This window comes from Burkholderia pyrrocinia (assembly GCF_003330765.1).
GTDB classification, from domain to species: domain Bacteria; phylum Pseudomonadota; class Gammaproteobacteria; order Burkholderiales; family Burkholderiaceae; genus Burkholderia; species Burkholderia pyrrocinia_B.
Map to the genome: position 1 here is coordinate 3,180,532 of NZ_CP024903.1, position 22,033 is coordinate 3,202,564.

Below are 22,033 nucleotides of genomic sequence, written 5' to 3' on the forward strand. Positions count from 1 at the left end.
CGCGGGCGCCGCTTCGCAGGATGAGGGAGGTGCAGGCGCCACAAGCGTCGTCACTCAGCAGGGTGTTTTGCCAACGATAAACCGTGAAAGGAACTGCCATGCCTGAAATTCTGAGTACCTACTCCATCATCGATGTCCTGATCGCGTTCGATGTCGAGGAAATCCTGAGAAGGAACAACAATTCGCTCAGTACGAATTCGAGTCAGCCGACCTCGCTCGGGAACAACCCCGATACCGTCTTCATGATCACCACGCTGGCGAACGCGGCGTATGGCTATAGCCAGGGCTCGCAGGGCGAGGGCGGCGGCAATTTGCGGATCAAGGCCGAAGTCAACGACTTGATTCACTGGCGCACCGTGTCGCTGACCGACACGGCAGACTACAAGTGCTTCCTGTATCGCCTCACGCCGCGCGGCGCCAATCGGCTGGGCAATGTTTCGTACCTCACCGCCAACATCACCGAGCCTTACCCGGCCCAGGGCTGGCCCGAGAACAACCAAGTGAATGAAGAGCCGCGCGCGGACTACTACGCGGAAGCCCGCGTGCGCAGTCCCGGCGACGAAACCTATTCGTTTGTCGTCGCCATTTACGACCGGCATGCGCAACTGAAGGGCTACGTCACCTGGGATCCTTTCATCGGCATCAGCAGTTGATCTCAAAGCAGCGCCTGAACAAGACCGAGACGTGATCGGCGCAAGGCGCCCGGCGGCACCGGGCGGGCGGAATCGGTCCGCCCGCCCGGTGCCCTCTGCCGGCTCCATCCCGCTGGCGCAGGCGAACAAGCGGTCAAGTTACAGAAACAGTAGCGCCGGATTCAACTCCGGTTCGCCGCACGGCTGCGCGCGCCAACGCAGCTCCACCGGAACCGAATAAAGCCGTCGCGCGCCAAAACGCGGCCAGAAATGGCACAGCCCCGGCGCGATGACTTGCACCACGGACAAGCCGATATCGGGCCGCGTCTTGTCGACGACGAGCACGTCCATGCCGGCCGCCGCGATGCGCCCGACGCAATGCGCGAGCGCCGCCGGCAACGACGCAGCGTCGATCGGCCGCCACGTCGAGCGTGTCGTGCCGCGCACGTCTGTCGCCGGATACAGAAACCCGGTTGCTGAAAGTTTTTCGCGATCCCACGGGTGCGGCGCATCCGCTGCGACATCGAGCAACTGGTTGACTTCGGTCAGAGCCCGCTGCACCGCGATACGACCGTCCGGATGACAGCCGAAGCCGATCGAGAAGCGCCCGTCTTGCGGATTCTCCGCCAGCGCGGCCACGGTCGGCACCCCGAGATCGGTGGTAATGTCGAGCGCCCACAAACGCCATCCGAGCGTCGCGTATTCGCGCACGAGCGCATCGAAATACGGATCGTCGAAACTCGCGAGATCGATGCCGGGGCGCGGGATCCGGTTGTACCACCAGATCGCGACCGCATCGCGCTCGATCAACTCGAGCATGCCTTGCAAAATCGCCTCGTCGACGCTCGATCCCGCCGCGCAGCCGTTGGGATTGTGTACGCATGCGGCCGGTGCCTGCGCACTGTCGGGCGTTTCCGCATAGCAGTAGCTCAGCGGTACGAGCCGGCGCCTGCCGGTCACGAGCGACCAGGCAGGCGTCCAGTCGATCACGTCGCTCGCCGTGAAGCGCGGCGGCACCTGCTTTCGCACATCGCGGGTCAACGCGTTGATTTCATCGCGCGCGTCGAATTGCCGTTCGCTGAACTGCTGAAGATCGTTCACGTGAATGGGTGCAGCATCACAAGCCGGGTCGGCGAGCAGGCTTTCGATACTTCCGGTCAACGTCGCCTCGTCGCCTTGATACACGCTGCTGAATCGTTCGAGCGCTTCGCACAGCGCGCTCACGCGGGCTTGATCGTCGGTGCGGCCCTTGCCGGAGCAGATCCGGTCGAACCGGTTGCTGCCCGGTACGGCGGCCGGGCACACGAGAAAACCCGACGCATAGACCTTGCGCAAGCCCGCGTGTCGCTTCGGCATCGGATGCAGATACGCGATCGCGCCGCTGACCGGCGAGATCAGATGCGCATGGCGCTCGAACACCTGTTGCGGATCGGCGGTCCGGTAGCCGCCGTCGGTGCGCGCCAACGGCGCATGATCGGCGAGCCGCGGCGCGCGCGCCGCCTGCTCGCGCATCCACGCGGGATTGCCGCAGCACGGGCATTGCGGACGCCTGAGCACGCGGTGCCGCTCGGCAGCCAACGTGTCGATGCGCTGCGCCACGATATGCGTTTGCGACCGTTCCGATGCCGTGCGGTTGACCGCAATCTGCTCGACCGTCGCCGCCACGAGTGCCGCTGCGGCCGCGGCCCCGGCACGCGAGGCGGCCGGCGGCACGCGCGTTGCGTCGCTGCCGTGATGGCGCGCAAGCAGCGCCTCGACGGGCCGGTTGATGCGAATCCAGTAACGCACGCATTCGATGCAGGGCGCGTCCGCAAGCGCGCCGCCGCCGGCCAGCAACGGCCCGATCAGCGTCTGCACGCCACTGGCCGCCACGACGAGCAATGCCCCGCCGCGCGCCACCACGCGGGCAGCGCACGCGGCGAGATCGTCGCGGTCGTGCGTATCGGTGATCGCGACGGTCAGTTCGGCGTCCGGCACGACGTCGATGCCGGCCATGTCGAGCGCACGCCTGAGCGCCGCATCGTCGGCGCCGAACGCTTCGACGGCGACGCGCAGATGCGCGATGCGCGCACAAGCCGCGTCGCCGTCGAGCCCGGCGCGCTCGAAGAAGCCGCGCGCCGCATCGTCGTCGTGCGGCACGTCGGCGCGCACGTACCCGCGACGCACCAGATGATCGAGCCGCGCGAGCACGTCCCATTCACCGAACGTGCCGGCGAGCGATGCCACGGTCTCGGCGATCGTCATCCGCGCGCGCAAGCAGGCGGCGATCCGCACGAAGATCGCGCCGGACAGCATCGCGCGTTTGAATTCGTCGACAACGAACAGGGTCTCGGGCCCCGCATCGAGCACGAGCAAATGCGGTTTGAAGCGCAACACGCGCGAAAGGTCATCGAGCATCGTCTGGTTCCGTGCGGCGGGTCAACAAACATCGCGCGGCCCGGGCAGCCGGCCCGGGCCGCGCGACGGTGCGCGGTTCGGCCGCGCGGGGTCAGCAGCAGGTGAACAGGTAACTCGGCCCGGCGTCGCAGTATGCCGCGAGTGCAACGGCCTCTTCGTCCACGCTCGTCGGTTGCTCCGGGATGCCGACCGTCATCACGTTGCGCGGTAGGCTCCAGCTCCCGTGGCCGTTACCGTGGCTCGTCCAGCCATGATCGCCGTCCGTCTTGACGACCTCGATGTCGATGATCCACGGACACTGGTAACCGAAGTATTTCGCGAGCGTCTCCAGCGGCTTCTCCAGCAGCTCACCCTTGAACTCCGGGTTCCGCCATGAAAGCGCGATCGCACGCAGATAGACCTTCTGAAACTCCAGCATCGATTCGAGCGTCGGATTAGCGTTGTCCTTTGCCATGTCGGTTTTCCTGGGTCATTCCATGATGGTGATGTGGTTCGCGTTGTAGGCGGCCAGCGCCTGCGCGAATTGCGCTTCGTCCGCCGGCGCGGGCGGCAGAAACAGCGTGAGCTTGTTTTTCCGGCCGCCCGTCCAGTCGCCGTTGACGCTCGGCGTCCAGGCCGACGATTTGACCTGCACCTTCAAGTCGAGCTTGAACGGGAAGTGATAGTCGAAATGCGCGCGCAATGCCTCGACCGGATCGGCCTCGAGTTCGTCGAGAAACGCCGGGGAATGCCACGCGAGGGCGATTGCCCGGATGACGGTTGCCCGGTATTCGAGAAATTGTTCGTACGTCGGTAATCGAAGATCCTTGCTCATCGGTATGCTCTCCTGAATGACGAATGGAACCACTTACGGCAACGACTGCAACATCGCCCCGGCGAGCCTGGCGATGCGGCCCATGCCCGCCGTTGTTGCAATTTCGACTGCGCGCCGGCACGCATCCAGCGCGGCCACGCCGCCGCAGCGCGGATCGGCCCGGCGCAGGTACTCGCACTTCTTCAGCCACAGCTGCGCTTCGTAATACCGCTCTCCGGTCGACTCGCACCATGCGAGGCATTGCTCGACCTGCGCGAGCGCGGCGTGGTAGTCGCCGCGCGCGGCATCCAGCTCGGCAAGCAGCGACGCGTAGTAGGTCATCCCGAGCAGGCCGCCCGACTGCCGCTGCGCATCGAGATGCGCGACGACGCCCGCGCGATCCCCTTGCGTCCACGCATGAATGATCGCGGCGTAGTGCCCGACCGCGCGCAGCCGATGCACATCCGACAGGCGGAGAATCGCTTCCGACAGGGTGCGGGCCGCGTCGCGATCGCCCGTCAGCTGGTACATGCGCGCGAGGTACATCATCGTGACGCCGAGCGTCGGCAAATGGTCGAGGCAGGTCGCGCAATACACCGCGTCGCGCGCCATCGCGAGCGATGCGTGCGGATCGTCGTCCATGCACCAGCGCACGCTCGCGAGCGACGCCATCGTCCACGCACGCGTATCGAGCCCCAGGATGCGCCGATGGTCCGCGTCGCGCCGCACGTCGTAGCCGGCCAGCACCGCGTCGAACGCGGCGCGGGCGCGCGCATAGTGGCCGTCGACCCACAGGCTCATGCCGCGCATCGCGTCCGCCGCGACCTGAGCGCCGGCGTCGCCGCGCTCGGTCGCGAGCGCGTCGAGCCGCATGCTGATCCCACGCACCGTGGGACGATCGCCGGCGACGTGGTAGTAAGTCGACAGCGTCCAGAGCGCGCTGATCTCGAGTTCCTGGTCGTCGACCGTCTGCATTTGCCGCAACAGCTGCTCCGCATGCTCGCGCACCTGCGGATCGGCCCAGCCGAACCGGGCCATCGTCGCGTGCGTCAACGTGGCGCGGATGCGCGCGCTGTCGTGTTCGCGTTGTGCGTAGTCGGCGTCGACAAGCCAGTCGAACACCGACTGCCCATAGCGGATCGCGTCGTCGTAACGGGAACGTTCGAGTGCGCGACGCGCCGCGTCGATGCCGTGGGCGATCGCGTCGGCGAAGGCGCCCGAGCGCGCGAAGTGCCCGGCGACGCCGAACGCGTGCGCACCGGCCTCGCGATCGGCTTGCGCGACCAGCGCATGGCCGACGCACGCATGGTTGCCGCGCCGCACGGCGGGCGGCATCGATTCATACGCCGCGTCGCGAATCAACGCGTGGCGGAACGAATAGAACACGCGATCGCGCCGATGTTGCGCGTACAGGATCCGCTCTTCGAGCAGCAACCGCAGATGCGCGTCGAGCGTGGCCCGATCATGCGGCGATGCGTCGGCGAGCAGTTGCGCATCCACCTCGAGCCCGATGGTCGCGGCGAGCTGTGCGGTGTCGCGCGCGTCGTCGATCCGGTCGAACGCGAGACCGAGCATGCCGCCGAGGCTGAGCGGAAGCGGATAAGGGTCCGTCGCCGGCGGCCCCGCGAGCGAGCCGTCCACGCCGCTCATCGTCAGCTCGCGCGCGACGGCCTCGATAAACAGCGGGATGCCCGCCGTACGATGGGCGAGCTGGTCGAGCCAGGCCGGATCGAGCGCGCCTTGGCCCAGACACGCCGAAATAAGGCGCTGCGCGTCGTCGCGCGGCAGGCGGCGCAGCACCAGGCGTTCGGTCGCACCGCGCCAGCGCCCGAGCTTGTCGGGGCGCGACGTGAACACGATGCCGAGGGCCGCTGCGCGCGGCGAGCGCTGCAGGTACGCGAGAAAATCCTCGGTCGAGCGGTCGATCCACTGGACGTCCTCGACGACGAGCAGCACCGGAGCGCCGTTGCCGAGCGACACGATCAGTTGCTCGAGGACGTCGAACAGCGCGTGCTGCTCGCGCGCACTCGACCACAGGAGCCCCTTCGCCTCGCAAGGCAGCCCCAGCCAGGTCGCGAGCGCGACACGGGCCGCCGCATGATCGCAATCGAGCGGCGCGATCATGGTGTCGATCGCCGCGAGCGCGAAACCGGCCGGACAATCGGCGTCGATATGCCAATGCGCGCCGATGAACCGCAGGATCGGAAACAGCGCGTGATTCTCCCGCTCGGGCAGGCACCCGCAATGCGCGAAGGCGTGGCCCTGGGTCCGGACCGCCTCGCACAGCTCGTGCACGAGGCGCGACTTGCCGATTCCCGCATCGCCGACGACGAGCCGCGGCACGCTGTGCGGCACCGGCTCGCCGCCCATCACGCGACGATGTCGTGCGAGCGTCTCCTGCCACGCACGCAGCAGCGCGTCGAGCTCGCGCGCGCGGCCGACCATCGGCGCCCGCATGCCGGCGTCGAGCGAATCGAACGGCGTATCGGCGCGACGCTCGCCGAGCAATTCATGAACCGGCTGCGGCACGAGGCCCGCCCGCGCCAGCCGCAACGCACTCGGCCGACAGTCGGCATGCCGTTCGAGCGCGAGCCGCGCATCGTCGCTGATCAGAATCTGCCCGGGCCCGGCGAGCCGCAGCAGCCGCGATGCCGCGGCGGGCGTCGAACCGCCCGACATGTGCGACGCATGCGCGAGAACCTGCCCGACGTGAATCGCGGCGGCCACTTCGACGCGCCAGCTTTCGCCACCGGCGCGGCCGCCGGCAGCCGCAGACACCGGCAGCCGTGCGCGATCGGCCACCCGCACCATGTCGAGCGCCGCGCGCGCCGCACGGCGCGCGGGCCGGTCGATATCGCCTTGCAGGCCGAAATGGAACAGCAGCGTGTCGCCGAGCCGGCCGCCTGCGTGCGCGCCATAACCGACGGCGATGTCGGCACACTTCGTCAGCCATTGCTCCTCGTAGCCGTCGAGCAAGTCACCGTGATCGGCTCCGGCGTAGCGTTGCCGGCCTTCTCCGGTGATCGTCACACAACAACACAGCGTGGTGATCTGCCGGTACTCGCCAGGCGTTGCGATCGTCTCGCTGCGCGTGACCAGGCGCGGACGCGTCTGCCGGCTGGCGCGGCTGGCATCGAACTGGCCGACGAGCGCGGCAAAGTTGAGCGCGCGGAACTGCTCCGCGAGTTCATCGGCCGACGCGGCGCGCTGCGCCGGATTCTTGCTCAGCGCGCGCCGCAGTACCGAGCCGAGCGGATGCGATGCGATCGACGCAGGGAGCGCGACATCCACCGGGCTGAGCTGCTGATAGAGAATGTCGGCCACGCTTGCGCCGTGCATGACGACGTCGCCCGTCAGGCATTCGATCACGACCAGGCCCCACGCATAAAGATCGCTTCTGGGCGTCGGCGGCTCGTTGCGCAATTGCTCCGGTGCGCAATAGGGCGGCGAGCCGAGCACCTCGGTCACCAGCGTCGCGGTCTGGCGCGCGATCTCTTCCGTGCCGGGCAACAACGCGCCGATGCCGAAATCGAGGAGCTTCGCGTGCGGCCCGTCATCGGCCATCGTGATCACGATGTTCTGCGGCGTCAGATCCCGATGCACGATGCCCCGCCGATGCGCGGCCGCGAGCGCGTCGAGCACCTCCGTCATCAGTTGGCCCGTGTCGACGGCCGACAGCGGCCCCTCCGCCGCGAGCCGGTCGCGCACGGTCCGGCCCTGTACCAGCTCGAATACGGCGAACAGCCGCCCGTCGGGCGCTTCCCCCTTGTCCAGCAGCGCCACGATGTTCGGGTGCCGCAGCGCCTCGCACAGGCTCGTCTCGCGCCGAAAGCGCGCACGCTGGGCCGCGCGCTCCGCGGCGGTCCGCGCGACATCGTCCCGCATCAGCTTGATCGCGACGTCTTGTCCCGTCTCGCCGCAGGTCGCGCGAAACACCACGCCGTTGCCGCCTTCGCCGAGCAACGCGCCGAGCCGGTAGTGCCGCTTGCCGGCAAGCTCCGCGAAAGGTACGGCGGGCTGCCGCGGTTCACGTGCTTCCGGCACGACGGGCGCGCGAGGCGCGGCCGGTTCTCGCGCGTTCACGAGTAGTGGACGACCGGGTCAGGCGCCGGACGATGCACGCCGATTCGCGGCTCGACGCCCGGCACCGACTGGCACTCGAGGTGCTCGCCGCGCATGATGCGGAACGGAAAATCGCCGAAGCGCACGCTGCCGCGCCGGCGCTCGACGAGCTGGCTCGCGTCCAGCCCCGGCAGCGCCGCGAGCTGGCTCCGGGCGCGGTGAATCTGCACGTTGAGATGGGACGTATCGATGCCGAGCATGCGTGCCAGCCGGTCGAGTTCGATCCAGCCTTGCGTGGCGGCGTCGTAGCCGGCCTGCATGTCGGCCGAGCGTGCCCGGGCGAGCGTGACGAGGCTGTAGTGATGGACGCGCTCGCCGAGGTCGACCACGCCGCCGCGGACATGCAGCAACATGCGCACGTGCTCTTCGTTCCGACTGACGAAGAATTCGAGCAACTGCGCCGGCACGGCCGGATCGGCGGGCGCGGCGAGCATCATCGTCGAGCCGCTGCGCACGAGCGCCAGGCGCCACGAGAAGTCGCCGGTCGATACTTCATCGCCGTCATGGAGCGCGCGCGGCGGCAACGTGTCGTCACACAGCCATTCGCCGGCCGGCGACCGGGCGATCGTGACCGGCTGCGCGGCGTGGGCAAGCAGGATCTGGCTCGGCGCGAGCACGATCGGATGCGTGGCGCCCCGTATCGGCCACAGCGTATCGGCCGGATCGTCGAGCGCATCGACGCGCCAGGGTGCGATACCCGTCCTGCCGAACCGGATCACGTCGCCTTGTTGCAGCACCGCATGCTCGCCGTCGCGCAGCGGCACGCCCGATACCGACGTGCCGTTGCTGCTGTGATCGTGGAGTTCCCACACCCCGCCGATCCAGCGGATATGGGCATGGACACGGGACACCGACGCATCCCGGATGACCGTGTCGCAGCGCGCTGCATCGCGGCCGAACACGTGATACGCGCGGAGCAGGCACGTTTCTCCGGAAGCATCGTTCTTGAGTATTGCCATGGCTGCCCCGTGTCGGATTCGCCCGGATCGCTCGAGTGACGCATCGACGCTGCCGGGCAAACGATTGATTCACTGATCGCGAACAATGTCGACTGTTCGCCGCCTCGTTACCTGTTTTTTCGTCAGCCTGCTTTCGAATCGTTGCTCATCGGGCATGCGTTATTTCAGCCAATTGAATTATCGACCGTTTTGTTGTTTTAAAATCGAGCAACCTGATGAAAATCCTGCCAAATAAATTCGCACACCGCAACCGTAATTCCAATTTCCGAGTTTTATATTGCAATGCTTTACATTCTCGATGAATTTCCGGGTCGCAAATAAAGGGTCGAACATCTTAATCGGCGCGCAAACCACGGCGGGACATGCGCTGGCCGAACATGTTCACATTGGATGACGGGGTTGGTTTAATCACCTTTGCCGCCGCGGAAATTTTGTTTGGCAAACCGGAAATAAATTAAATCATTTCGACAATTTAAATAATGATCGACGGTGTTTTGGCAATCGTCATTACTTAACTTATTGAGAAATTCCGGTACGCCACATCGGATGTTTCGCGATGTCATCGGCTGGCGATTGAAGCAGGCACGGCGCCGTTCATTCGGCGGCGTCGGACGCTGCGCGGCTTCCGGAGCCGATCACGTTCCGCCAGTGCTTAAGCAATCGTTAAGCAGGCGGCCAACATAATCGCCCGAATCAGCGTTCCGGCCCGCCGGAATGACGTTTTCATGACAACCGCACAGGGAGCGCCCGTTGTCCCGCTTATCTCAGACAGCGTCGCCGCGGCTCGTACGCACGCTCGTCGTAGGTGCCGCGTCGTGCGCATTCGCGCTCGGCGGCTGCACGGCCTATCGCCCGCAGCCGCTTGCCGCGCATTCGACATTCACGACGGCCGTCGAGCTCGGCAGGCTGCGCATCGACCCGGCGAAAATGCCGCTGCCGGAACTGGCCGCGCATCGCTTCGATCCGTCCGGCGGCTTCGACATCGAGGACGTTGCGATGCTCGCGGTCGCGAACAATCCCGATCTGAAACTCGCGCGCGACGATCTCGGGATCGCGCAGGCGCAGGCGTATTCCGCGGGGCTGCTGCCCGATCCGCAACTGTCGGTATCGAGCGATTATCCGGGCGCGGCCGGCCTCGAGCGTGCGTTCAACTACGGCCTGAGCATGGACGTGATGGCGATCGTCACGCGCAATGCGAACAAGCGCTCCGCCGACGCGACCGTGCGCAAGACCGATCTCGGCCTGCTTTGGCAGGAGTGGCAGGTTGTCGCGCAGGCGAAGCAGCTCTATACGAAGGCGCGCTACGAAGATGCGGTGCTGCCGCTGCTCGCGCAGACGCGCGATCTCGGCGCGACGCGTTACGAACGGATCGCGCACGCGCGGCGGGCCGGCAATGTGACCGACGACACCGTCACCGTCGCGTCGGCCGCCTACGGCGACGCGCGCAAGCAATACGACGACATGGTCCGGGCGCGCGAACAGACCCGTCACGATCTGAATGCGCTGCTCGGACTCGCGCCGGATGTCGAACTGCGGCTCGCCGGCTCCGATCAGGTGGTGCCGGTGACCGACGCGACGCTCGACGCCGCACTGACCGAATTGCCGAAGCGGCGTCCGGACCTGATCGCGCTGCAGGCCGGCTACGACGCGCAGGAACAGAAGTACCGCGCGGCGATCCTGAACCAGTTTCCGAGCCTGAACGTCGGCTTCAATCGCGCGCGCGACACGTCGGGCATCTATACGACCGGCTTCCAGATTGCGCTGAGCCTGCCGATCTTCAACCGCAATCGCGGCAACATCGCGATCGAGCAGGCGACCCGCCAGCGGCTCGGTGACGAATACCAGACCCGGCTGAACGCCGCCTATGCGGACATCGCGCATCTGCGCACCGATGCTCGACTCGCCGCGCAGCAGCTTGCTCAGGACGAGGCCGCGTTGCCCGCGCTCGAGCAGGCGGCCGCGCATGCGGAGCACGCGTACGCCGCGCACGACATCACGCTCGGGCAGGATACCGACGCGCAGCTCGCCGCGCTGACGAAGCGGATCGACGCGGCCACGCAGCGCGATGCACTGGCCGAGCAGCGCATCGGCCTGCAGGCGCTGCTCGGCAGCGCGGTCCCGGATGCCTTTTCCACCGATTCCACCCAGCGTTGACCTCATGCCAGCCGTCCTGAATCGCTTTACCTGCCGTCGCGCGGCCGTGCTTGCCGCCGCATTTGCCACACTCACGCCGTTCGCCGGCCCCGCGCGGGCCGACGAACCCGTGTCCGCCGCGGTCGATACCGTGCGCGTGCAACGCGCGCCGATCTCGCAACAGGTGCGTGCCTATGGCGTCGTCGCCACATCGTCAGCCAGCGTCACGTCGGTGAACCTGCCGTACACGGCGCGCATCCGCAAGGTGCTCGTGTTGCCCGGCCAGACGGTCGCACGCGGCGCGCCGCTGGTCGTCGTGCAGGCCGATCCCGCTGCGGTGCTGGCCGCGTCGCAGGCCTCGAGCGGGTTGACGCTCGCGCGCGGCGAACTCGCACGTACGCGCGCACTGCTCGACGACGGCCTGGCGACGCAATCGCAGCTCGCCGCTGCGCAGAAGGCGCTCGACGATGCGCAGCAGGGGCAAGCCGCGCAGCGGCTGATGGGCGTGCGGAACGGCGACGTGACGATCGCCGCGCCGTTCGCCGGCGTCGTGTCGCAGCTTTCCGCACTGCCGGGCGACCAGGTGCAGGCGGGCGCGACGATTGCACAGCTGGCGGCGACGGGCGGCGCGTCCAGCCGTCAGGCGAACGTGACGCTCGGCGTCGAGCCGTCCGCGGCCGCATCGATTCACGCGGGCGATACGGTCGTGCTGCACGGGCTGTCCACCGCGCTCGCACACGCGGCTCCGGCAGGACAGGTCATCGTCGCGGGCGCGTCGATCGATCCGCAGAGCCAGCTCGTGGACGTCGGCGCGAACGTGCCGCTCGGCGGCACCGCATTCATCCCCGGCACCCGCGTAAGCGCCGACATCGCGACGCAGACCGGCACGTGGTGGGTCGTGCCGCGCGCCGCCGTGCTGCGTGATACGAAGGGCGCGTACGTGTTCCAGGTCACGCCGAAGCATGCCGCGCATCGCGTCGATGTCGCAGTGCGCGTCGAAAGCGGCGACCGTTACGGCGTGGACGGCCCGCTGAATGCATCGGAGCCGCTCGTCGTCACCGGCAACTACGAATTGCAGGACGGGATGACCGTGCGTTCTGCCGGAGGCACGCACCCATGAATGTCGGGCAATGGATGCAGATGCACCGGCGATCGTTGCTGTTCGTCGTCGCGCTACTCGCGATCGCCGGCGCGCTGACGGCTTTCCGGCTGCCGATCTCGCTGTTTCCGAACGTAGCGTTTCCGCGCGCCGTCGTGTCGCTCGATGCGGGCGACCGGCCTGCCGAGCAGATGGCGACGCTCGTGACGATGCCGGTCGAGGAGGCGCTGCGGCGCGTGCCGGGCGTGCGCGACGTCGAATCGAAAACGAGCCGCGGCTCGGCGGAGATCTCGCTGAATTTCGACTGGGGCACCGACATGGCGCAGGCGACGCTGCAGGCGCAGTCGGCGATTTCGGAGATCCTGCCGTCGATGCCGGCCGGCACGACGATGCAGGTCAAGCGGATGGATCCGACCGTGTTCCCGGTACTGGCATACAGCCTCACGTCGTCGCGGCAGTCGCTGTCGCAGTTGCGCGATCTCGCGCAATTTCAGTTGCGGCCGCTGCTGTCGTCCGTCGACGGCGTGGCGCGTGTCGAAGTGACGGGCGGTGCGCAGGACGAATTGCAGGTCGACATCGATCCCGCGCGGCTCGCCGCGTACAAGCTGTCGGTCGAGGACGTGTCGAAGGCGATCGGCGCGGGCAACGTGCTGACTGCGGCCGGCCGAATCGAGGATCACTACAAGCTGTATCTCGTCGTTGCCGACACGACGATCACGTCGCTCGACACGCTTCGCAATACGGTCGTTTCGTCGTCGGGCGGCAACCAGGTACGCGTCGGCGACGTCGCGACGGTATCGCGCGGCACGGTTCCGCAATGGATCCGCGTGACCGCCGACGGCCAGGACGCGGTGCTCGTGAACGTGTTCCAGCAGCCGGGCGCGAACAGCGTCGCGATGGCCGCGGCGATCCGTGCGAAGCTTGCGGATTTTCAGAAGCAGATGCCACCCGGCGTGCATCTCGCAAACTGGTACGACCAGAGCCAGCTCGTGATCGCGTCCGCGTCGAGCGTGCGTGATGCAATCCTGATCGGCGTCGTGCTGGCTGCGCTCACGCTGTTCGTCTTCCTGCGCAACTGGAAGATCACCGCGATCGCCGTCGCGCTGGTGCCGGTCGTGATGAGCGCGACGATCCTGCTGCTCGACGTGTTCGGCATGGGCTTCAACATCATGACGCTCGGCGGGATGGCCGCGGCGGTCGGGCTCGTGATCGACGACGCGATCGTGATGATCGAACACATCGCGCGGCGCATGCGCGAGGCGGGCGCGCACGCATTTCACGGCCGCGTGATGAGCGCGGCGCTCGAATTCACGCGGCCGCTGGCGGGCTCGTCGGCCGCGACGCTGATCATCTTCGTGCCGCTCGCGTTCCTGTCCGGCGTGACTGGCGCGTTTTTCAAGGCGCTGTCGATCACGATGGCGAGTGCGCTGTTCATCTCGTTCGTCGTGAGCTGGCTCGCGATCCCGATCCTGTGCGATCACTGGCTCACGCCGGCCGACGCGGAGGAGCATCGCGAGTCGCGCTTCACGCACTGGCTGAACACGCGTTATGCGACGCTGATCGAGCGCGTGAGTCGCAGGCCGGTGCTCGCGCTCGCGGGTGTGCTGCCGCTCGTCGTCGTCGCCGCGTTTGCATTCACGCGCGTCGGCAGCGGCTTCATGCCGTCGATGGACGAGGGCGGTTTCGTGCTCGATTACCACACGGCGCCCGGTACTTCGATCACCGAGACGGATCGCCTGATGCGCGAGATCGAGACGATCATCCGCGAGAACCCGAACGTGGCGACGTATTCGCGTCGAACCGGGGCGGGCCTCGGCGGCGATCTCAACGAGCCGAACAAGGGCGATTTCTTCGTGCGCCTGAAATCGGGTTCGCGCGAGCCGATCGACACCGTGATGGAAGAAATCCGCTCGAAGGTCGAGACGAACGTGCCCGGCGTCAACATCGAGCTCGCGCAGTTGATGGAAGACCTGATCGGCGATCTGACCGCGGTGCCACAGCCGGTGCAGATCAAGATCTACTCGGACGATCCGAACGTGCTCGACGCGACCGCGCAGCGCGTGGCCGCGCGCATCGGCAAGATTCCGGGCATCGTCGACGTCGACGACGGTATCAACCCGGCCGGCGACGCGCTCGATCTGCATATCCGGCCCGACGCGGCCGCCGCCGAAGGCATGGACCCGCAGTCGATCGCACAGCAGGTGTCGAATCTGCTCGAAGGCAGCGTCGCGACACAGTTCCAGCAGGGGCCGAAGACGGTCGGCGTGCGCGTGCGGGTGTCGGACGCAATGCGGATGAATGGCACGGGGCTCGGCGCATTGCAGATCCATGCGCCCGATGGGCACCTGTTCCCGCTCGATCGCGTAACCGATCGCATCACGGTCAGCGGGCAGCCCGAGATCAGCCGCGACAACCTGAAACGGATGGTCGCCGTTACCGCGCGGATCGACGGGCGCGATCTCGGCTCGACGATCGCCGACGTGCAGCGCGCGCTCGGCGATGCGAACCTGCTGCCGCAAGGCGTCTATTACGAACTGGGCGGGCTGTACCAGCAACAACAGATCGCGTTCCGCGGACTGATCGCCGTGTTCGGCGCGGCGGTCGCGCTGGTATTCGGGCTGCTGCTGTTTCTCTACGAACGCTTTCGCGTCGCGCTCGCGGTCATGGCGATGCCGCTGTGCGCGACCGGCGCGGTGTTCATCGGGCTGTGGGCGACGGGCATCGAGCTCAACATCTCCGCGATGATGGGCATGACGATGATCGTCGGTATCGTGACCGAGGTCGCGATCTTCTACGTATCGGAATTCCAGGGGCTCGTGCGCGACGAAGGGATGGCGCCCGATGCCGCGTTGCTCGCGGCGGGCCGCAACCGGCTGCGGCCGATCGCGATGACGACGATCGCGGCGATCCTCGCCCTGCTTCCGCTCGCGTTCGCGCTCGGGCAGGGCTCGGCGATGCAGCAGCCGCTGGCGGTGGCGATCATCTCGGGGCTGATCGTGCAACTGCCGCTGGTGTTGCTGGTACTGCCGGCGCTATTGCAGTTGCTGTTGATCGAAAGAAGACCGCGCCGCCAGACACGCTGATGCGCTGATGAACGTGCCTGACTCGTTGACGAATCAATGGGTCAGGCACGTTCGCCGAGGATTCGGCAACCGGGAATTCTCACAATTCGGTGTCGCATCCTGCGAAGTTCTCGTGAAGCTGACCGCACGCGCAAAGGGCGCCCCCGCTCACCGCCTGTGTATCACCGAATCGAGCACGAAGCAGGTCGTCATGTTCTGCACGCCGTCCATCGCGCTGATCGCCGCCCAGATCTCGCTGATGCGTTCGTGCGACGCAGCCTCGATCTGGACGAGCAGATCAACCTCGCCGCTCAGCACCGAACAGTCGCGCACCTCAGCGATCCGCGCGAGCGCGGCCAGCACGTCCGCGCCGCGCATCCGGTCCTTGCGGTAAACCAGCATCACCGCGCGTACCGATGCCACCTCGTCAGGCAGCGAGAGCCGCACCGTGTAGCCGGCAATGATCTTCAGCGCTTCGAGGCGGTCGACCCGGTGCCGGACCGCCTGCCGCGACAGGCCGATCCGGTCGGCCAGCACGGCAAGCGGAATCCGCGCATCCGTGCACAGCACGTCGATGATCTTCTGGTCGATGCCGTCGACCTTCATTGCGGCGTCCCGGCCTTGCCGGTATCGCGCGTATCGACCGCGCTCCGCAGCGCCGCAATGTGATCCGGGCCGATCCCGCAGCACCCGCCAACGATCTGCGCGCCCAGGGCCATCCATTGCTCCGCCCATTTCGCATATCCGGGCGGATCGAGATCGCCGCGCAATCCGTGCAGCTCCGCGTTGGCCTGCGCATCGTCGCGCTGCGGCGGAAACGCGTTCGCATAGACACCGACCGGCAACGCCGCGCCCGAGCGCGCGAGTGCGCGCCGTACCGTGTCGACCGCCGCGCCCATCACTTCGGGCTGGCTGCAGTTGAACAGCAGCGCGGCAGCGCGCGCCGACAACGCGGCGTCGACCGCCTCGTCGAGCGTCTGCCCCGACCGCAGCACCGGGCACGCGCTCGCGTCGACGTCGTCACGCAGCGTGAACGACACCCACAGCGGCTTCGGATTCGCGCCGAGCGCGCGCCGGACCGCGTCGATCTCCTCGATCAGGCTCTGCGTCTCGGCGAGCCACAGGTCGACATACGGATCGAGCCCGTCGACGAGCGTCGCGAGGATTGCATCGGCGCGCACCGCGTCGAACAGGTCGGGTCGGTACGAGCCGCCCGTCGGCGGCAACGAGCCCGCGACGCGCACCGGCCGCCCCGCCCGGCCGGCCGACTGCCGCGCGAGCTGTCCGGCCAGCGCCGCGAGCGCGACGCCGTCGCGGCGGAACCGGTCCTCGCCAATATGGAACGGCACGACCGCGTAGCTGTTCGCGGTGATGACGTCGGCACCCGCCGCGACGAACGCGTCGTGCGCGAGGCCGACGTAGTGCGGCGCTTCAATCAGCGCGAGCGCCGACCATTCCGGCTGCCGGAACGGTGCGCCGATACGCGCCAGCTCGCGTCCCATGCCGCCGTCGAGTACCGTGATGCCGTTCATTGTCCGTACCCCTTCGACGCGATCTGCCCGGTTCGCGGCAGGATTGCGTCGCATGCGGTTTCGGCGCGGTCGTACGCCTCTGCCAGCGCCGCATGAAAGCGCGCGTCGTGCGGCGTCAGCGGCAGCCGGATGCCGCCGCGCAGCTTGCCCATCCGCGCGAGCAGCCACTTCACCGGAATCGGGTTCGCTTCGGTGAACAGCGCGCGATGCAGCTCGATCAGCGCGAGTTGCATCGCGCGTACCGTGGCCGCGTCGCCGGCGAGCGCGGCGTCGCACAGCCCGGCCATCGCGCGCGGCATCACGTTCGCGGTCACCGAGATGTTGCCGCTGCCGCCCATCAGCATCAGCAGGGGCGCGGTCGCGTCGTCGCCGCTGTAGACCGAGAAGCCGGGCGGTGCCGCGCGCAGCAGACGCATTCCGCGTTCGAGGTCGCCCGTCGCGTCCTTGATGCCGACGACACCCGGGACGTGCGCGAGACGCAGCACCGTGTCGTGGCCAAGATCCGCCACCGTGCGGCCCGGCACGTTGTAGAGGATGACCGGCAGGTCGACCGCCTCGGCGATCCGCGCGAAATGCCGATACAGGCCCTCCTGGGTCGGCTTGTTGTAGTACGGCACCACTTGCAGCGACGCTCGCGCGCCGAGCGCTTTCGCGCGCACGGTCAGCTCGATCGCCTCGGCCGTCGAATTGGCGCCGCTGCCCGCGATCACCGGAATGCGGCCGGCTGCGTGTTCGACACAGGCGGCGATCACGCGCAGATGCTCGTCGACGGAGACGGTCGGCGATTCGCCGGTGGTACCGACTGCGACGAGCGCGGCGGTGCCGCTCGCGACATGCCAGTCGACGAGTGCGCGCAGCGCCGGAAGATCGAGGCTGCCGTCATCATGCATCGGCGTGACGAGCGCGACGATGCTGCCCCGGATCGGATGGGAAAGGTGGGTCATGGTTCGTTGTGCGTAAGCCGAAAGATCAGAGGCGTTCGAGCGCCTGCGCGAGGTCCGCCTTCAGGTCGTCGACGTGCTCGATGCCGACCGAATAGCGGATGAAGTTGAGCGGAATGTCCGCCGCGCGCATCTGCTCCGCGGACATCGTGCCGGCCCACATCGCCGCCGTGTGGATCGCAAGCGAATCGACGCCGCCGAGGTTGCCCGCGTTCAGCGGCACGCGCAGCGCCTCGACGAAACGCTGCGCGTCGTCGTAGCCGCCCCGCACGCCGAACGCAACCACCCCGCCGAAGCCGCTCATCTGCCGGCACGCGAGCGCGTGCTGCGGATGGCTGCGCAGGCCCGGGTAGAACACGCGCTCGACCTTCGGCTGACCTTCGAGGAATTCGGCGAGCGCCAGCGCATTCGCATTGATCCGCTCGACCCGCAGCGGCAGCGTGCGCAGCCCGCGCAGCAGCAGCCAGGCGTCCATCGGCGACAGCACCGAGCCAAGCGTGATGTGCGTATGCCAGATCTGCTCGGCGAGCACGCGGCTCGTGCAGATCACGCCGCCGGTGAGGTCGTGATGGCCGCCGAGGTACTTGGTCGCACTGTGCACGACGATGTCGACGCCGAGCCGGTGCGGTTGCTGGTTGACCGGCGACGCGAACGTGTTGTCCGCAAGCGTCAGGATGCCGCGTGCCCGCGCGATCTCCGTCACCGCAGCGATGTCGGTCACGAGCAGCAGCGGATTGACCGGCGTCTCGAGCACGATCAGCCGCGTGTTCGGACGGATCGCGCGGTCGAACGCGGCGGGGTCGGCCTGGTCGACGAACGTCACGTCCACGCCGAACTTGCGCAGCATGTCGTCGAGCATCTTTGTCGTGCTCATGTAATGACGCGTCTGGCCGATCACGTGATCGCCCGCCTTCACGACGCTGAGGATCGCCGTCGTAATCGCACCCATCCCGGAGGCGGTGACGAGCGCAGTCTCCGTGCCTTCGAGCTCGGCCATGATCGCCTTCACGCGTTCGTGGACGGGGTTGCCGTAGCGCGTGTAGTTGCGCGGATGCTGCGGCACGCTCGACATCTCCGCGAATTCCTCGCTGCCGGCGGCCTTGAACACGGCCGAATAATGGATGGCTGGCGCGACCGTCTTCTCGTCGGTCACGTCGCGGTCGGCGGCAAGCGCCAGCGTTTCAAGCTTGTATCCCATATCGTCCTCGGATCGTTCGATGTATTCCGTACATGCCGCACCGCGCTAGACGCGTACGCGTCCCAGATGCCGGTTCAGCGAGCCTTCCACGTATCTCAGCGCGGTCGACAGCACCGCCGTGATGCCGACGTACACGATGCCGGCGAGCATCAGCGCATCGGTCGTATAGGTTTCGATCGAAATGCGCCGCGCGACGCCCGTCAGGTCGAGCACGGTGATCGTGCTCGCGAGCGCGGTCGACTTGAGCTGCAGCACGATCTCGTTGCCGAGCGTCGGCGCGACGATGCCGATCGCGCGCGGCACGACCACGTACCAGGTCAGCATGAATCGGCTCATCCCGAACGCGAGTGCAGCCTCCTTTTCACCGGCGGGCACGCCGGCGATCCCGCCGCGGATGTCTTCCGCCATGTAGGCAGCAAGGTTGAGCGTCAGCGCACACAACGCGCACGAGAACGAGCCGCCGACCAGCAGCCACAGCGGCGACGCGCGCACGACCGAGAACTGCGCGAGCCCGTAATACAGCACGAAGATCTGCACGAGCAGCGGCGTGCCGCGGAACACCGACATGAAGAGGCGGCTCGGCGTGGACAGCCAGCGGCTCTCCGAGGTGCGCGCGATGGCGAGCGGCACCGCGAGCGCGAATGCGAGCGCGCACGACAGCACCAGCAACTGCAGCGTGATCCACACGCCGCGCACGATGTCCGGGCCGGACTGGGCGAGCAGGGAAAGAAGGTCGTTCATGGCAGGTCCTGTTCAGGTGCGCTTCGCGTAGCCACGACCCGCGACACGTTCGAGCCACGCGAACGCGGGGTTGGAGACGGCGAGAAAGCCGAAGTAGACGAGACCGACCGCCATGTAGAAGACGAACGGCTGCTTGGTGAACTGCGCGGCGATGTTGGCCTTGCGCAGCATGTCCTCGAGCCCGACGATCGACACGAGCGAGGTGTCCTTCAGCAGGTTCTGCCACATGTTGTTCAGGCTCGGCAGGCAGATCCGCCACGCCTGCGGCAGGCGGACGAACCACAGCGTCTGCAGGCGCGTCATCCCGTACGCGCGCGCCGCCTCGATCTGCCCGGCCGGCACCGCAAGGAACGCGCCGCGGAACATCTCCGACGAATAGGCGCCGAACACCAGCGCGAGCGCGATCACGCCGGCCGAGAACGGACTGACCGTGATCGCGCCATCGAAATGCGTGTTCAGCATCCGCGACAGCCCGAAGTAGCAAATCAGCAGGATCAGGAATTCGGGAATGCCGCGCAGGAAATTGGTCACCGCGTAGGTCGCGCCGCTCAGCCAGCGGATGCTCGACAGCTTCGCCGATGCGCCGGCGATGCCGAGCAGCATGCCGACGCACAGCGCGGCCACCGCAAGCTCCAGCGTGACGAGCGCGCCCGCCGCGATCTGGGCGCCGTAGTTCACCAACATGTCCATCGTGGTATCGCTCCTTGTGAGGCGCGGACCGTGCGCGCGCCGCCGCCCGGCGGCTGCTCGATCCGGATGCGCGGTTATTGCGGCGCGATGCTGAACGGGAAATAGCGCTTGTTGGCGGCCGAGAACGTGCCGTCGGCCTGCACCTGCGCGATGCCCTTGTCGAACAGCGTCTTCAGCGGCGCGTCACCCTTGCGCACGGCGATCGCCGTGCCGTCGCCGAAGATCTCCATGTCGACAATCGGCTTGCCGACGAAATCGAAGCCCTCCTTCTTGCCGGCCTTTTCCAGCCAGTCGTAGGCCACCGTGTTGTCCGCCAGCACGGCGTCGACGCGGCCGGCCTCGAGATCGAGCCACGCCTCGTCGAGGGTCTGGTAGACCTTCACGTTGACCCCCGACTTGCTCGCCGGCAGCCGGCGGCGCAGATAGGATTCATGCGTCGATGCGGTCTGCACGCCGATCGTCTTGCCGCGCAGCGCGGCCGGGTTGTCGGTGATGCCCGAACCCTGCTTCGCGACGAACTGCACCGGCGCCGTCGTGAAGATGCGCGTGAAGTCGACCGACTGCTCGCGCTCCGGCGTCTTCGACATCTGCGCGAGCACCGCATCGATCTGCCTGGCCTTCAGCGCCGGAATCAGCGCGTCGAAATCCATGGTCACCCACTGGCACTTGACCTTCATCGCGTCGCACATCTTCTTGCCGACGTCGATCTCCATGCCCTGCAGCTTGCCGGACGCGTCCTTGTATTCGAACGGCGCGTAATCGGCGAGCGTGCCGACCCGCACGACCTGTTCGGCATGCGCGACGGATCCGAGCAAGGCCGCGCCCACGCACAGCGACTGAAGCAGTTTCTTCATGATTTCCCCTTCGGTTGGCAATGGATCCGCATCAGATGATGCTGGACAGAAACTTCTGGAACCGCGGCGATTTCTGGTTCGCGAACACTTCGTCAGGACTGCCGTCCTCCTCGATCCGCCCCTGGTGGACGAACACGACGCGGTTCGCGACCTCGCGCGCAAAGCCCATCTCGTGCGTGACGACCAGCATCGTGCGGCCCTCGTCGGCGAGCGAGCGCATCACCTTCAGCACTTCGCCGACGAGCTCGGGATCGAGCGCCGACGTCGGTTCGTCGAACAGCATCACTTCGGGATCGGTCGCGAGCGCACGTGCAATGGCGACGCGCTGCTGCTGGCCGCCCGACAACTGGTTCGGGTAGTGCTCGCACTTGCCCGCGAGCCCGACACGATCGAGCATCGCGATCGCCTTGTCGCGCGCGTCGCGCTTCGGCACGCCGAGCACGCGCATCGGCACGAACATCACGTTCTGCAGCACCGTCATGTGCGCCCACAGGTTGAACTGCTGGAACACCATCGCGAGCTTGCGGCGCACCCGCATCACCTGGCTTGGATCGGCCGCGACGAGCGCGCCGTCCCGGCCCGCCGGCTTCAGCGCGAGCGTCTCGCCGTTCACGCTGATCCGGCCTCGATCGGGTGTTTCCAGCAGGTTGATGCACCTGAGGAACGTGCTCTTGCCCGATCCGCTGCTTCCGAGGATCGACACGACCTCGTGATTTCTCGCGGTCAGCGAGATGCCTTTCAGCACCTCGACGCCACCGAACGACTTGTGAATATCCTCGACCACCAGCACGTCGGCCGCTGGCTTGCACGCAGGAATTACTGCTGGCATCCCCGACTCCCTCTTCGATACGTTGCACACCGCCCCGGTCCGCGAGGTGCC

At 67.2% G+C, this 22,033-nt stretch carries 17 protein-coding genes; 4 read left to right on the forward strand and 13 right to left on the reverse strand.

Annotation, left to right across the window (positions count from 1 at the left end; genetic code table 11):
- Window positions 1-98: 98 nt before the first annotated feature.
- The gene (locus CUJ89_RS32110) at window positions 99-653 is read left to right on the forward strand and encodes an AidA/PixA family protein (protein ID WP_114181245.1); all 555 of its coding nucleotides are present in this window, start codon (window positions 99-101) and stop codon (window positions 651-653) included.
- Between the two features lie 138 nt (window positions 654-791).
- Here CUJ89_RS32110 and CUJ89_RS32115 read toward each other — a convergent pair whose 3' ends face one another.
- From CUJ89_RS32115 to CUJ89_RS32135, 5 genes are all read right to left on the reverse strand, one after another.
- A complete protein-coding gene (locus tag CUJ89_RS32115) occupies window positions 792-3,029 on the reverse strand; it encodes a TOMM precursor leader peptide-binding protein (RefSeq protein WP_114181246.1) in 2,238 nt (745 codons plus the stop codon).
- Window positions 3,030-3,120: 91 nt separating this feature from the next.
- A complete protein-coding gene (locus CUJ89_RS32120; RefSeq protein ID WP_114181247.1) occupies window positions 3,121-3,483 on the reverse strand; it encodes a BMA_0021/BMA_0022 family TOMM bacteriocin in 363 nt (120 codons plus the stop codon).
- Between the two features lie 15 nt (window positions 3,484-3,498).
- Entirely contained in the window at window positions 3,499-3,843 is a 345-nt protein-coding gene (locus CUJ89_RS32125) for a BMA_0021/BMA_0022 family TOMM bacteriocin (protein ID WP_114181248.1), read from the reverse strand.
- Window positions 3,844-3,876: 33 nt separating this feature from the next.
- Complete coding sequence (locus tag CUJ89_RS32130; RefSeq protein ID WP_114181249.1) at window positions 3,877-7,905, reverse strand: TOMM system kinase/cyclase fusion protein; 4,029 nt, start codon at window positions 7,903-7,905, stop codon at window positions 3,877-3,879.
- Window positions 7,902-8,903: an FHA domain-containing protein gene (locus CUJ89_RS32135; protein ID WP_114181250.1), complete on the reverse strand. Its 1,002-nt coding sequence runs from the start codon at window positions 8,901-8,903 to the stop codon at window positions 7,902-7,904. Before CUJ89_RS32135 ends, CUJ89_RS32130 begins: the two co-directional genes overlap by 4 nt.
- 750 nt (window positions 8,904-9,653) lie before the next feature.
- On the opposite strand from CUJ89_RS32135, the gene CUJ89_RS32140 reads away from it, so the two are divergent.
- From CUJ89_RS32140 to CUJ89_RS32150, 3 genes are read left to right on the forward strand one after another with little or no spacing between them, the layout of a single operon-like run.
- The gene (locus CUJ89_RS32140) at window positions 9,654-11,057 is read left to right on the forward strand and encodes a TolC family protein (RefSeq protein ID WP_236655017.1); all 1,404 of its coding nucleotides are present in this window, start codon (window positions 9,654-9,656) and stop codon (window positions 11,055-11,057) included.
- A gap of 4 nt (window positions 11,058-11,061) precedes the next feature.
- Window positions 11,062-12,156 carry an efflux RND transporter periplasmic adaptor subunit gene (locus tag CUJ89_RS32145; RefSeq protein WP_114181251.1) on the forward strand — a complete coding sequence of 365 codons (1,095 nt, stop codon included), beginning with the start codon at window positions 11,062-11,064 and terminating at the stop codon, window positions 12,154-12,156.
- Entirely contained in the window at window positions 12,153-15,218 is a 3,066-nt protein-coding gene (locus CUJ89_RS32150; RefSeq protein WP_114181252.1) for an efflux RND transporter permease subunit, read from the forward strand. Before CUJ89_RS32145 ends, CUJ89_RS32150 begins: the two co-directional genes overlap by 4 nt.
- Window positions 15,219-15,365: 147 nt before the next feature.
- Here the strand turns inward: CUJ89_RS32150 and CUJ89_RS32155 are convergent, their stop codons facing one another.
- The 8 genes from CUJ89_RS32155 to CUJ89_RS32190 all read right to left on the reverse strand — a co-directional run bounded on the left by CUJ89_RS32155 (window position 15,366) and on the right by CUJ89_RS32190 (window position 21,982).
- Window positions 15,366-15,803: an Lrp/AsnC family transcriptional regulator gene (locus tag CUJ89_RS32155; RefSeq protein ID WP_114181253.1), complete on the reverse strand. Its 438-nt coding sequence runs from the start codon at window positions 15,801-15,803 to the stop codon at window positions 15,366-15,368.
- Window positions 15,800-16,729, reverse strand: a complete 930-nt coding sequence (locus tag CUJ89_RS32160; RefSeq protein WP_114181254.1) for a homocysteine S-methyltransferase family protein — start codon at window positions 16,727-16,729, stop codon at window positions 15,800-15,802. Before CUJ89_RS32160 ends, CUJ89_RS32155 begins: the two co-directional genes overlap by 4 nt.
- Window positions 16,726-17,673, reverse strand: a complete 948-nt coding sequence (gene dapA / locus CUJ89_RS32165; RefSeq protein WP_114181255.1) for a 4-hydroxy-tetrahydrodipicolinate synthase — start codon at window positions 17,671-17,673, stop codon at window positions 16,726-16,728. Before dapA ends, CUJ89_RS32160 begins: the two co-directional genes overlap by 4 nt.
- Window positions 17,674-17,698: 25 nt before the next feature.
- Complete coding sequence (locus CUJ89_RS32170) at window positions 17,699-18,868, reverse strand: trans-sulfuration enzyme family protein (RefSeq protein WP_114181256.1); 1,170 nt, start codon at window positions 18,866-18,868, stop codon at window positions 17,699-17,701.
- A gap of 45 nt (window positions 18,869-18,913) precedes the next feature.
- Entirely contained in the window at window positions 18,914-19,609 is a 696-nt protein-coding gene (locus CUJ89_RS32175; RefSeq protein ID WP_114181257.1) for an ABC transporter permease, read from the reverse strand.
- A 12-nt stretch (window positions 19,610-19,621) separates the two neighbouring features.
- Entirely contained in the window at window positions 19,622-20,299 is a 678-nt protein-coding gene (locus CUJ89_RS32180; protein ID WP_114181258.1) for an ABC transporter permease, read from the reverse strand.
- Window positions 20,300-20,373: 74 nt separating this feature from the next.
- Window positions 20,374-21,153 (reverse strand): transporter substrate-binding domain-containing protein, encoded by a 780-nt coding sequence (locus CUJ89_RS32185; RefSeq protein ID WP_114181259.1) that lies wholly within the window; start codon window positions 21,151-21,153, stop codon window positions 20,374-20,376.
- Between the two features lie 31 nt (window positions 21,154-21,184).
- A complete protein-coding gene (locus tag CUJ89_RS32190; RefSeq protein WP_114181260.1) occupies window positions 21,185-21,982 on the reverse strand; it encodes an ABC transporter ATP-binding protein in 798 nt (265 codons plus the stop codon).
- Window positions 21,983-22,033: the final 51 nt, after the last annotated feature.